The sequence below is a fragment of the Chelativorans salis genome, from assembly GCF_025336525.1.
Classification (GTDB): Bacteria; Pseudomonadota; Alphaproteobacteria; order Rhizobiales; family Rhizobiaceae; genus Chelativorans; species Chelativorans salis.
This window is the reverse complement of record NZ_JAOCZP010000003.1, coordinates 665,430-677,725: the sequence shown is the minus strand read 5'-3', so window position 1 is coordinate 677,725 and position 12,296 is coordinate 665,430. Positions and strand designations below refer to the sequence as shown.

At 63.1% G+C, this 12,296-nt stretch carries 9 protein-coding genes and 2 pseudogenes; 8 read left to right on the top strand and 3 right to left on the bottom strand.

The annotated features are described in order from the left end of the window. Positions 1–36 precede the first annotated feature (36 nt). The 3 genes from ilvN (at position 37) to N5A92_RS13375 (ending at position 2,537) form a co-directional block, all read left to right on the top strand. Entirely contained in the window at positions 37–609 is a 573-nt protein-coding gene (ilvN, locus tag N5A92_RS13385; protein ID WP_260903432.1) for an acetolactate synthase small subunit, read from the top strand. A 141-nt stretch (positions 610–750) separates the two neighbouring features. Further along, the gene (locus N5A92_RS13380) at positions 751–1,347 is read left to right on the top strand and encodes a LysE family translocator (protein WP_260903423.1); all 597 of its coding nucleotides are present in this window, start codon (positions 751–753) and stop codon (positions 1,345–1,347) included. A 62-nt stretch (positions 1,348–1,409) separates the two neighbouring features. Then, positions 1,410–2,537: an ATP-dependent DNA helicase gene (locus tag N5A92_RS13375; RefSeq protein WP_260903422.1), complete on the top strand. Its 1,128-nt coding sequence runs from the start codon at positions 1,410–1,412 to the stop codon at positions 2,535–2,537. Between the two features lie 37 nt (positions 2,538–2,574). Here the strand turns inward: N5A92_RS13375 and N5A92_RS13370 are convergent, their stop codons facing one another. Next, positions 2,575–2,982 carry a SpoIIAA family protein gene (locus N5A92_RS13370; protein WP_260903420.1) on the bottom strand — a complete coding sequence of 136 codons (408 nt, stop codon included), beginning with the start codon at positions 2,980–2,982 and terminating at the stop codon, positions 2,575–2,577. A 141-nt stretch (positions 2,983–3,123) separates the two neighbouring features. Here N5A92_RS13370 and N5A92_RS13365 point away from each other — a divergent pair, with 141 nt between their 5' ends. Continuing rightward, on the top strand, positions 3,124–3,873 hold the full coding sequence (locus N5A92_RS13365; protein WP_260903418.1) for a pyridoxine 5'-phosphate synthase: 750 nt from the start codon (positions 3,124–3,126) through the stop codon (positions 3,871–3,873). A 34-nt stretch (positions 3,874–3,907) separates the two neighbouring features. Here the strand turns inward: N5A92_RS13365 and N5A92_RS13360 are convergent, their stop codons facing one another. After that, entirely contained in the window at positions 3,908–4,252 is a 345-nt protein-coding gene (locus N5A92_RS13360; RefSeq protein ID WP_260903417.1) for a DUF2147 domain-containing protein, read from the bottom strand. Between the two features lie 407 nt (positions 4,253–4,659). Between N5A92_RS13360 and N5A92_RS13355 the strand changes: the two genes are divergently transcribed. Continuing rightward, a complete protein-coding gene (locus N5A92_RS13355) occupies positions 4,660–4,926 on the top strand; it encodes a sel1 repeat family protein (protein WP_260903416.1) in 267 nt (88 codons plus the stop codon). 65 nt (positions 4,927–4,991) lie between these two features. Here N5A92_RS13355 and N5A92_RS13350 read toward each other — a convergent pair whose 3' ends face one another. Then, the gene (locus N5A92_RS13350; protein ID WP_260903415.1) at positions 4,992–6,947 is read right to left on the bottom strand and encodes an acetyl/propionyl/methylcrotonyl-CoA carboxylase subunit alpha; all 1,956 of its coding nucleotides are present in this window, start codon (positions 6,945–6,947) and stop codon (positions 4,992–4,994) included. A 409-nt stretch (positions 6,948–7,356) separates the two neighbouring features. Here N5A92_RS13350 and N5A92_RS13345 point away from each other — a divergent pair. The 3 genes and pseudogenes from N5A92_RS13345 to N5A92_RS13340 all read left to right on the top strand — a co-directional run. After that, a pseudogene (locus N5A92_RS13345) lies at positions 7,357–8,820 on the top strand (DUF7507 domain-containing protein); the annotation flags it as partial. A 77-nt stretch (positions 8,821–8,897) separates the two neighbouring features. Continuing rightward, positions 8,898–9,134, top strand: a pseudogene (locus N5A92_RS27645) (DUF7507 domain-containing protein); the annotation flags it as partial. Positions 9,135–9,137: 3 nt separating this feature from the next. After that, positions 9,138–11,876 carry a DUF7507 domain-containing protein gene (locus tag N5A92_RS13340; protein ID WP_260903413.1) on the top strand — a complete coding sequence of 913 codons (2,739 nt, stop codon included), beginning with the start codon at positions 9,138–9,140 and terminating at the stop codon, positions 11,874–11,876. The last annotated feature ends 420 nt before the right edge of the window (positions 11,877–12,296 follow it).

The window sequence follows — 12,296 nt, the reverse complement described above, 5'->3', positions numbered from 1 at the left end:
TGCTTGTGACCGATCGTTGAAAAAGAGAACAAACGCATGAACGCCCAGCTCAAGCCGACAGGCTCCGCCTATTTCATTACCAAAGAAACCGAGACGGACGAAAAGCGGACGCTTGCCGTGCTGGTCGACAACGAGCCGGGCGTTCTGGCGCGTGTCATCGGCCTTTTCTCCGGCCGCGGCTATAATATCGACAGCCTCACAGTCTCCGAAACCGAGCACGAGCGGCACCTCTCGCGGATCACCATCGTCACCCGCGGCACGCCGCATGTTCTGGAACAGATCAAGCACCAGCTCGAGCGCATCGTGCCGGTGCACCGGGTGGTGGACCTGACGTCGACAGCTTATGAGCGGGGCCATGACCGCCCGCTGGAGCGCGAACTGGCAATGGTGAAGGTCAGCGGCAAGGGCGATGACCGCGTGGAAGCGCTGAGGCTTGCCGACGCCTTCCGCGCCCAGGTGGTCGACGCCAACACCGAGCATTTCATCTTCGAGATCACCGGTCGCGTGTCGAAGATCGAACAGTTCATCTCCATCATGAAACCGCTCGGCCTTGTGGAGGTCTGCCGCACGGGCGTGGCAGCGATGAACCGCGGCCCGGAGGGGATGTAATAAGAGCTCAGGCCCGGTGACCTTTCGCTACTTCGGAAAGTGCCGACTGAAGAATCTAAGTTGAACTGCCGAACAGCGGCATGGTTACTATCGACGAATCTACCTGAATGCCAGCATTGCTGATGTAATAGAGGTCATGCCGTGCCGTTCGATGTCTTCCTCGCCCTTTTGCTCTTTTCCTTCGTTTCCTCCGTTACGCCGGGGCCGAATAATTTCATGCTTCTGGCTTCGGGCGTGAATTTCGGCTTCCGCCGCACGATCCCGCACATGTTCGGCATTGCGGGCGGCTTTGCTTCACTGCTGCTCGCGGTCGGCTTTGGGCTGGGGGCGCTTCTGGCTACCTACCCACAGCTCAACGTGGCGCTGAAGGTGGCTGGTGGCGCCTACCTTCTCTACCTCGCCTGGCGGATCGCCACCTCTCGGTCGCTCGGCTCAAACGCGGGCGACGGCGCACGGCCGATGCAAGTTATAGAGGCAGCGGCATTCCAGTGGGTCAACCCGAAGGCATGGGTACTGGCGGTGACGGCCATGGCCATCTACACGGACCCGCGGGCGCCCTTCCTCTCTGTTGTCCTAGTCGCACTCGCCTTCGTACTGGTCAACTTCCCGAGCGTTTCGGTCTGGGCCGGCTTCGGAGTGGCGCTACGGAGCTTTCTGTCAGACCCGAAGCGGCTCAAGTGGTTCAATGTCGCGATGGGAGTGGCGCTGGCCGCGACGCTGTGGCCGATGCTGAGGTAGCGCAACGCGGCGCGGCTCGATGAAGGCCTGTTCATCCGTCACAGAATCTGATTTCTGGCCTCATGGAGTTTTCGCCGCAACAGGACGAGGCGCTGAAGGCCGTGTCGCGCTGGCTGCAGGGTGGGCAGTCGCAACTCTTCCGGCTGTTCGGCTATGCCGGCACGGGCAAGACCACGCTGGCGCGCTACTTTGCAGAGCATGTGGACGGCGACGTGCAGTTTGCCGCCTTCACCGGAAAGGCGGCCCAGGTGCTGCGCTCCAAGGGGGCCCCGAACGCGCGCACCATCCATTCGCTGATCTATCGCCCGCGCGGCGAAGAGCAGGTGGAAGATGAGGCAACGGGCAAGACCTCGATGTCGCCCACCTTCTCGCTCAACCGGCAAAGCCCGATTTCGCGCGCCAAGCTCGTCGTCATCGACGAATGTTCCATGGTGGACGAGGAACTGGGCCGCGATCTCATGTCCTTCGGCACGCCTATTCTGGTTTTGGGCGATCCCGGCCAGTTGCCACCCATCTCCGGCGGCGGCTTCTTCACCGAGCACGAGCCGGATTATCTCCTGAGCGAGATCCATCGCCAGGCGCGCGACAACCCCATCATCCGTCTGGCGCTCGACGTGCGTGAGGGCCGGGAGTTCATGCATGGCGACTACGGCACAGCGCAGGTGATCTCGAAAGCCGACGTGAACAGCGACCTGGTTCTTTCCGCCGATCAGGTGCTGCTCGGCATCAACCGCACGCGGCGGCGCTATAACCAGCGCCTGCGCGAATTGAAAGGATTCGAGGGCCTCCTCCCGCAGGCGGGCGACAAGCTGGTATGCCTGAGAAACGACCCGAACAAGGGGCTTCTGAACGGCTCTCTGTGGAAGGTGATGACGGCCTCGCGCGAGACGGTGAAGCCGGGCATCAACCTGCTGGTCTCGCCCGAGGAGGACGATCCGGACCGTGGCGTGGCCAAGATCAAGCTCCTGAAGGCGGCGTTCGAGGATCCGGAATCCGAAATCCCCTGGCAGACGAAGAAGCGCTACGACGACTTCGACTTCGGCTACGCTCTCACCGTTCACAAGGCGCAGGGTTCGCAATGGGACGATGTCGTGCTGTTCGACGAGAGCTTCGCCTTCCGCGACACCCGTCAGCGTTGGCTCTATACGGCGATCACGCGTGCTGCGGAGCGACTGACGGTGGTGCGGTAGAGCCATTCCAAGAAAAGCGGAAGCCGATGACCCAGGTTTAAGCCGGGCTGGGAAGCGGGTTGGCGCCGATCCACGCCCACGCTGCATCCATCTCCGCCGCCTCGAAGTGCTTCATCTCCATTGATAAGAACGGCCGGAAGAGAGCGATTGCGGAGCTAATCCAGCCCGGCCCGCCGACCACGGCGCATTTACGGATATGCTTAAACGCGCGGGTCTTGCCGAACATGACCTGATCCTTCCACGCCGCGCTCCAGTCGAAGCCCTCATAGTCGTGGATGATAATGATCAGGTCGATCCGTTCGTGCAGTTCGTACGCGCCTTCCAAAAGGCCGTACATGTTTTCGACATCAGAGGCCGTGATATGGCCGGTGATCTCGAAGGCATAGGCGTCCTCGCGGTCGGTATCGATGCGGCGTACGTGGGGCGGGGTCTCGTTGATCAGCATCGCATCATCTCCTGGATGGCGCTCATCGGCGCCCGCGGGCCGTCCGCCTGTCCCTCACGACAACCGCAATTGGCCCTGTCAGTTCCGCCGAAAGCCGGTATAGGGGTGAAGAGAAAAGCTCTCCACGCAATGGGATTCGCCATGCCGGCCAAGCTCTCCGTCAATCTTAACGCGATCGCTATGCTGCGCAACCGGCGCGATCTGCCGTGGCCGAGCGTGACGGGATTAGGCCGCATCGCGCTCGCCGCCGGCGCCCATGGACTGACTGTGCACCCCCGTCCCGACCAGCGCCATATCCGCTTTTCCGACCTGGCGCCGATCCGCGCCATGATCGATGACGAGTTTCCCGACCGCGAGTTCAACATCGAAGGCTATCCGACGGAGGACTTCCTGCGCCTGGTGGAGGAGAACCAGCCCGAGCAGGTGACGCTGGTGCCCGACGACCCGGCGCAGCCTACGTCGGATCACGGCTGGGATTTCGTCAAGGAGGCGGCATTTCTGAAGCCCGTTGTCGGACGCCTGAAACGAGGCGGCTTTCGCGTCTCGCTGTTCTGCGATCCCGATCGGGACGAGGCAGGGCTGCGGGCGGCGAAGGAAACGGGTGCGGACAGGGTGGAGCTCTATACCGGGCCTTACGGCGCCTGCCACGACGACCCGGCAAAGGCTGCAAAAGAGCTGGAAAATCTCGTAAGGACGGCAGACACGGCGGCCACGCTCGGCCTCGGCGTCAACGCCGGGCACGACCTGACCGTCGCCAACCTGCCGCCCGTGGCCGACCGCATCCCGGCGCTGGCGGAAGTCTCCATCGGGCACGGGCTGACGGCCGACGCTCTGGAATTCGGCATGGCCGAGACGGTGCGGCGGTTCTTGAGGGCCTGCGGGGCGGGCTAGAGTTCGCAGAGATCAAGTGAGGGGTGTTCCCACACTACATGCGCGACCAGGTTTCGTTGCGGCAGATAAGGCCGCCGAGCACGCAGCCGCCCATGGTGAAGACATTGCCCTCCAGGCTCCCTTTGCCCTTATAGGTCTTGTCCTTATTCGGATCCGTTACCGTGCCCGCATAGCTGCCCTCTCCCTGCGGTTCAAAGCGGCCGATCTGCTTGCCGGCGTGCGGACCTGTCTTTAGCGTGATACAGAAGGCGCCACCGCAGGCGGAGATCTCCGCCGTGTTGCCGGATCCGGTCTTCCACCTCCCTTCGATCGGATCGGCCAGCGCCGGCCCCATCGCGGCAAGAAGTGCCGCACCCGCAAAGAACATCCTGCGTATCATCTCTTGTCCTCCCTGACACTGGCGGACTTGGTCCCGCCAATTACGCGAACGTAAGCGTAATGCATTCCGAGCGCGCGCGGAAGATGCTGAAAGTTGCGCTTCCACGGGTCTCATTGGATCATGGGAACGGCGATATTTTTCCAGCAGGTCTTCGGCGATGGTTAGGAAAGGGTTGTCGCGTCGGTTACATTTTTTCGCGTCCGAGCGGCTGAAGCTCTTGCACTTCAGGCACTCCTATCCTTAACGGAATCCAGCGCTTTACCGAATGTTTGAACTTTATTTTCTGCATATTAATCAAGCTATTTAACGGCGATTTCAGTCCTCGTCGCCATTCTCGGGACCATCGCAGCACCGCCTCGGGAAGAAGAAGGCGGGCGGCTCTCAGGACGTAAAACGGGGATAAGATAATGGCACGTTTCGATTTTCAGGGAATAGGATCAGCCACGGCAGGCGGCAGCGCCCAGACGGACGTTCTGCTTCAGCTTGGCATGATGTACGCAACCGGCCGCGACTGCGACATGGACCTCGTAGCCGCGCACAAGTGGCTCAACATCGCCGCCATCAAGGGATCGGAGCGCGCCGCCGAGATGCGCTCGGAACTGGCGGCCACCATGTCGAAAGCCGACATCGCCCGTGCTTTGCGCGAGGCGCGCGAGTGGATGACGATGCAGTGAAGGAAATAGAGAGTAGTGAATAGGGGGACCCCAATCTCACACTACTCACTATTCCTACTCACCGTTCACTCCTCAAATCGCACCAGCACCGCCCCGTCGTTCACCTGTGTGCCCTCGGCGGCGATTTCGGCGATGATGCCGTCATGGGGGGCGGCGATTGTATGTTCCATCTTCATGGCCTCAAGTACGAGCAGCGGCTGGCCCTTTTTTACCGGCTTCTTCGCCGCAGCCCGCACCATCTTGACGAGCCCCGGCATCGGGGCGCGCAGGCTGTCGCCGCCGACGGCCGCCTCCTCGGCAAGCGCCAGCGGGTCGTGCAGGCGGAATGTATGGCTGTTTGCGCCGTCGAAGAGCGTCACGTGACCTGGCCATGAGGCGAGCCGCGTGCTTGCTCCGGCCGTGAGTATCACCGTTTCCTCCGTCCCCTCCGGCCCTTTTATCTGCACGGCGAAGCGCCCGTCGCCGAGCCCGGTGATAGCATAGGCCATTACACGCTCACCATAATGGATCGTGCTGGGATGCACAGGCGGGTGAAAATGGCCATAGCCGGTGATCGCCTCGAAGGGCTCGCACGTCTCGGGCCGGTGGGCAGCGCCGGAAGCCGCAAGCGCCGCCTCGGCTATGGCCCCGGCATCCGGCTCCGCGGTGCGCGTCAGCGCTTCCTGTCGCCGCTCAATGAGCCCCGTGTCGACATCGCCGGATGCAAACGCCTCGTCGCGCGCCAGCCGCGCGAGGAAGGCGGTGTTCACGGTTGAGCCGGCGATCTCCGTCTCCTCCAGCGCTGCCGCCAGTGCGGAAAGCGCGCCTGCGCGGTCGCCCGCATGCACCACCAGCTTGGCGATCATCGGGTCGTAATGCGGTGAAATGGCGTCGCCCTCGCGCACACCGGTGTCGACGCGCAGGCTTGCCCCCGCGGCACTTGCCGGAAAGCGCAGATGATGCAGCGTGCCAGTGGCCGGCAGGAAGCCGCGCGCGGCATCCTCGGCGTAGATCCGCGCCTCGACGGCGTGGCCGGTAAGCGCGATCTCGGACTGCGTGCGGGGCAGAGCCTCGCCCGCCGCCACCCGCAACTGCCACTCCACCAGGTCGACGCCCGTCGTCATCTCCGTCACCGGATGCTCGACCTGCAGCCGCGTATTCATCTCCATGAACCAGAAGCGGTCGGGCCTGAGCCCCTTCGATGCGTCGACGATGAACTCGATCGTGCCAGCGCCGCTGTAGCCGATTGCTCGCGCCGCCTTCACCGCCGCGTCCGTCATCGCGGTGCGCATGGCATTGGTCATGCCCGGCGCGGGCGCCTCCTCGATCACCTTCTGGTGGCGGCGCTGTGCAGAGCAGTCGCGCTCATAAAGATGCACCACATTGCCGTGCCGGTCGCCAAACACCTGCACCTCTATGTGGCGCGGCTTCGCGATCAGCCTTTCCACAAGCACACGCCCGTCACCGAAGGCGGCCTTTGCCTCCCGTTTGGCCGCGGCCAGCGCCTCGGCGAACGCCTCCGGCTCGTCGACACGCCGCATGCCCTTGCCGCCGCCGCCGGCGCGCGCCTTGATGAGTACGGGATAGCCGATCTCGCGCGCCTTGCCGGCCAGCACCACCAGCTCCTGCGCCTCGCCGTGATAACCCGGCACCACCGGCACGCCGGCCTTCTCCATCAGCCGTTTGGCCGCATCCTTCAGCCCCATGGCACGGATGGCCTTGGGAGACGGCCCAATGAAGATGAGCCCCGCCGCCTCCACGGCCTCCGCGAAGTCCGGGTTCTCCGACAGAAAGCCGTAGCCTGGATGGATCGCCTCGGCCCCGCGCTCCTTGGCCGCCGCGATAATGCGCGCGCCATCAAGATAGCTCTCCGCCGCAGGGGCAGGGCCGATGCGTACAGCCTCGTCGGCGCTCGCTACATGCAGCGCCCTGGCATCCGCGTCCGAATAGACGGCCACCGTGGCAACGCCCAGCCGACGCGCCGTCTCCATCACGCGCACGGCGATTTCGCCGCGATTGGCGATGAGGATCTTTTCGAACATCCGACCTCCCGGATCGTCTCTGCTTCAGACAACGCATGACGCGATGCCGCCGATCTTATAGCCCGCTCACCGGCCGCGCGTCACGCTCCCTCTGCCGGACGCCCGCTGGTGGCGGTCGGGCCGGAGTGCAAGGCGATGCATACGGTGGGTTTACGGTAAATGTACGCAAAGAGGCGTGACGTAAACGCGGCGCCGCCTATCCTTTGGATGATTCTAGCGTTTGCACCCCGGAACGCAACGCTCTGTACCTGTCCTGTATATGCGTAACTCCCATGAAGCGCGCCGCAGCTCTCATCGCGGGGCGGGGAGGCTTCATGTCGGAAGTGAGCAGATGGATCCGCCCCTGTGCGCTTAGCGCAAGGGCGGGCTCCAGGCAAGTACGATTAATGCGAAGGGTATCAGGAGAGAGATGGCTGTGACCAGTGTTCGTTCAGCAACGTATCATCGCCCGGCAGTCGGAGCACAATCGTTGAGTGAGGCGCGTATGGGATGGCGTTCGTTGTTCTTAAAGGTGGCGGCTTTCGCGGTCGCTGCAACGGTGGTTGGCACGGCCGAAGAGGCGCAGGCGCAGACACCGCCGACGTATATCAAACGCAACTTCTCTAATCTGGATTTCGAGATACCTGATGGTAGCTGCCAGTACATCGCACAGGACGATGCAGGTGGCTGGCTTACAACTCATGACCCCATGCCGACGAACTGCGGCGGCAGACAGGTCACCGCTCCAGTCATCGAGTACTGGAATAGTGGCAGCAGTAGTGGCACGGGGCGATATGTGGAGCTGAACGCGGAGCAAGATTCCTTACTGTACCAGGAGATCTGCCTCGTGGAAGGCGACCGCGTGAAGTGGGAACTGAGCCATCGCGGCCGGGTCGACGGTGCCGGTCCCGTCTACGACACGATGGAGTTCAAAATTGCCCAGGATGTCACCGATAAGACGAACCGCGTAGCGACCGTCACCACATCGACCGACGGCATAGGAGCGTGCACAGAACATACTGAGGGAGGGGTGGCAAATCCCACAGCATGTAATTTTCAAGTGTTGCAGAATGGCTGGGTTGGGTACAGCGGTGCGTTTACATGGAACTCCGCCACCGCGATACAACCTTTCGGCTTCGGTGCCGTCAGTACGGGCAGCGGAAATACCACCGTTGGCAACTTTCTCGACGATATCAGGCTGACGATCGTCCCGGTGATCGAGCTTGGGGGTGCGACGGAAGGCCCGGAGGACCCGTCGGCCACCGTACCGCATCTCATTGTCGTGGGCAATGTGGATAACGCCTTCACGGTGACAGTGAAGGTGACCGGCGGCACCGCCACGCTCGGCGTCGACTACACCACATCAAGCGGAACAGACACATTCGATATTACCATCCCCCCGGGCAATTACGAGGGCGATCCGATCAACCTTCCGATCGAGATCCAGCGGGACGAGGTAGATGAGCAGAAGGAGACGATCGCATTCGAGTTGCAACCAACGGACGATCCCCAGGATCCCGAGTTCCTGCTCAAAAGCACGACCATATGCGGTGACGCCGCGGGCCAGTCCACGTGGGAATACACGATCAACGACATCTTCATGGAGTTCTCGAAGGAGGTGGTCGAGATCAAGGACAGGAATGGTACGCCCGACCAGCAGGATGTAGGAGACGAGATCCACTACCAGTTTATCCTGGAGAACAAGGGCGACGTCCCGCTTGTCAGCGTCGGCATGCAGGATGATAAGGTCGCTAATCCAACCCCCGGAAGCGGTGTCCCCGCCGATGCGACCAGCCCCCTTGCGCCCGGGGGTACGGCAATTTGGACCGGCATCTATCCCCTGGACTCTGACGATTTTTTGGCAGCCTCGGTGACAAATAAGGCGACCGCGACGGCGAGCCCGGAGGGCATCCCAGACTACCCTCTTACGAAGGAGGCGACTCAAACGCAGCGCTCGATGTACAGAGCGAGATCGTTCTTCTCAAGTCGGCCGAGCATCTCGACGACATTGACGCGAACACTTACGTCGAGCAGGGCGAGACGATCCGCTACACCTTCAAGATCACGAACGAAAGCAATTTCCCGCTCGTCGGCATCAAGCTCGAGGACGGATTCCTCGGAGGCAAGATAAGCGAGTGCACACCCGCGCTTCCCGCTGAGTTGGCAACGGAGCACACCTGCTTCGTTGATTACCCGGTCACGCAGGCGGACGTGGACGATCCGAGCGGCAAGATCATGAACACGGCCACGGTGACGGCCTATCCCAAAGGGTATGAAGGGGACGAGGACAGGTTAGTCACGGACACCTCGCAGGACGAGAATGGCAACCCGGCTACGGTGATCGAGGTTCTGGAGAACCCCGCTGCGCTTGTCTTGACGAAGGAGGGCCAGCCCAACCTTGGCGAGGACGGGCGGGCGGACGCGGGCATCGACACGATCACCTACACTTTCACGCTGAAGAACCAAGGCAATGTGACGATCGAGGTCACCGCCATCGACGACCCCAAGGTGGGGGAGATCGAGGGCCTTCCGGTGACGCTCGCGGCGGGTGGGGAGAACCCCGCACCCATCACCGCCACCTACACGCTCACTGAAGAGGACCTCTTGGCGGGCAAGGTGGAGAATACAGCCACAGCCAGCGGTACGTCGACGCGCGGCACCGCGGTGAGCTCGAACCCGGCAAGCTGGACGGAGGTGCTCGACGAGGTGGTGGATGTGGACTTCGAGAAGAGGGAGCCCGACTGGAAGGACGTAAACAACGACGACATTCAAAATACGGACGACCTGCTCGTTTACCCGCTCGTCGTCACCAACAAAGGCAACACGCCGATCACCACGCTGACGATCCGCGACGAGAAGGAGGGGGCCGAGGTGAAGGGCGAGCGGCAGGACCCGCTCCAACCCGGCGACAGCGACGAGACCTCCTTCCAGGTCGAGTACACCATCAAGGCTGAGGACGTGGACAACGGCACGGTGGAGAACGTGGCCACGCTGACCGGCAAGACGGCGCGCGGCGGCACGATCAAAGAGACGGCCTCGCACCCGCCCGGCGGCGCGCCCGGCGAGGCGACCACCTTCGCCTTCACGAAGGCGCCGCGAATCCGCGTGGAGATGTCGGGTACACTGGACCCGAACGACGCGAACGGCATTCCCGAGGTGGGCGAGCTGATTCACTACACAATCACGGTCTTTAACCAAGGCAATGTGACGCTGGAGAACATCAGGGTCGAGGGCGTTGCGCCGCCGCAGGTGGTCGAGACCGCAGCGACCGGGCGCGCCATGACGCCGGATATCGATGTCGAGGGCGGGCCGCTCGCGACGCTGCCGGCCGGTAAGGACGACGAAGGGAAGACCTTCTCTGCCACGCATGAGCTGACCCAGGATGACCTTAACGAAGGGGCGGTGCTGACGCAGGTGAAGGCCACGGGCGATCCGGTCCCCGGCGACGACGGCGTACAGTTGGCGTCGGTCGAGGACCTGTCGGACGATCCGAACGACCTCACCGACAACGAGTACAACGATGACCCCTATAGCGCCGACGACCCGGTCCTCGTGCCGCTGCCGGAGCACCGGCTTCTGAAGGTGGTGGACAAGCAACCCATTATGCCGGAGGGCCTCGCCCGGGCGGGCGATGTGATCACCTACAAGGTCACCCTCAGGAACGAGGGCAACACGCGGGCGCTGGGGGCGCGGCCCGTCGACGCCGGCCCGACCTTCAACGGCAAGCCCGGCACGGGCTCGCTGTCGGCCTTCACGCCGGCCTCCGTCGATCTCGATTCGAAGGCGCAGCAGACATTCGAAGCCGCCTACACGCTGAGTGCGCAGGACGTGGCGAACGCGGCCGGCATCGAGGGCGGGGTGGAGAACACGGCCGGCGCGGCAGCCACCTCGGCGCGCGACGACGAGCCGATCGAGGAGGTGGAGGAGGCCACCGCCAAGGGGGACCTGCCGAGCTTCAGCGCCACCAAGGAAGCGCAGTTGGCACAGGTGCGGCGCGGCGAGCGGGTGCCCTACACCATCACTCTGAACCCGACGGAGCTGAAGAGCGCCAGCGAGCCGATCACCCTGATCGACACCATGCCGCCCGGCTTCACCTATATCGAGGGTACGGCGACGGTCCACGATGAAAAAAGGGAGCCGAAAGATGAAAAGATGGAGCCGAAGGTGGAAGGGCGCCGGCTCGTATTCGAGAACGTACCCTACACGGCCGACACGGAGGAGATCGTCGTCCAAATGCAGCTCGGCGTGTCGGGCGCCGTCCAGCCCGGCAAGTTCGTCAACCGGGCGCAGGTGTTCCTGGGCGATGACATGGTGAGTGTGGCCTCCAACGTCGCCACGGCTGAAGTGGAGGTGGTCACCGAGCCGATCTTCGATTGCGGCGACATCGTCGGCAAGGTGTTCGACGATATCAACCGCAACGGCTATCAGGACGAAGGCGAGCCGGGACTGGCGGGGGCCCGTGTGGCCACGGTCGGGGGCCTTTTGATCACCACGGACAAGCACGGCCGCTTCCATGTCGCCTGTGCCGACCTGCCCGACGGCCGCATCGGCTCGACCTATCTGATGAAGCTCGACCCGCGCACGCTGCCGACAGGCTACCGCATCGTCAGCGAGAACCCGCGCAGCGTGCGGCTGACGGCGGGCAAGGCATCGCGCATCAACTTCGCCGCCGCCGTTGGCCGGGTGGTGCGGCTCGACGTCAACGACGCCGCTTTCGAGCCGGGCCAGGCCAATCTCAGGCCTGAATGGCTCATGCAGATGCCAGGCCTCATCAGCATTCTGGAGGCCGAGGAGTCGGTTCTCCGGCTGGCCTATATCGACGCCGCCGTCGACCGCAAGCTGGCCGCCCAGCGCACCAGGCAGCTGCGCCGCGTCATCGCCGACCTGTGGAAGCAGAAGCCCGGCCGATACCGCCTCGACGTCGAAACGCGCATCGAGACAGGCAAATGAAGCGGCCATTGGCATGACCGGAAGCCGGCCCCTCGCCATACGCGGTGAGCCGGCGACCCCCGCCATCTCGGCCAGAGTACACGCCCGAGAAGAGCAAAGCGTACATCTACCGTAACCCTACTCGATCGCAACTGATCGAAGCACTGTCTTTCTCCTATGCATTGGGGGAAAGCGCCCGCAACGACCGCAAATCACATGTCCTTTGCGGCGACAGGGAAGGCGACGTGATGAAAGACAATACCCGCGTTACGCATATTCATGGTGATCATCCGAGTTCGGATTGGTGGCCAATGCCGCGTTTGAAGGCGGCCGGGGTTCTTGACGCCGCAGCAATCGTCTTCGGCGCGACTACGGCATCAAGAACGCAACCGCAGCGTAGCTTCCTCAATCCGGGTTTCGAGGAGGCCGCGCCGCCTGGCG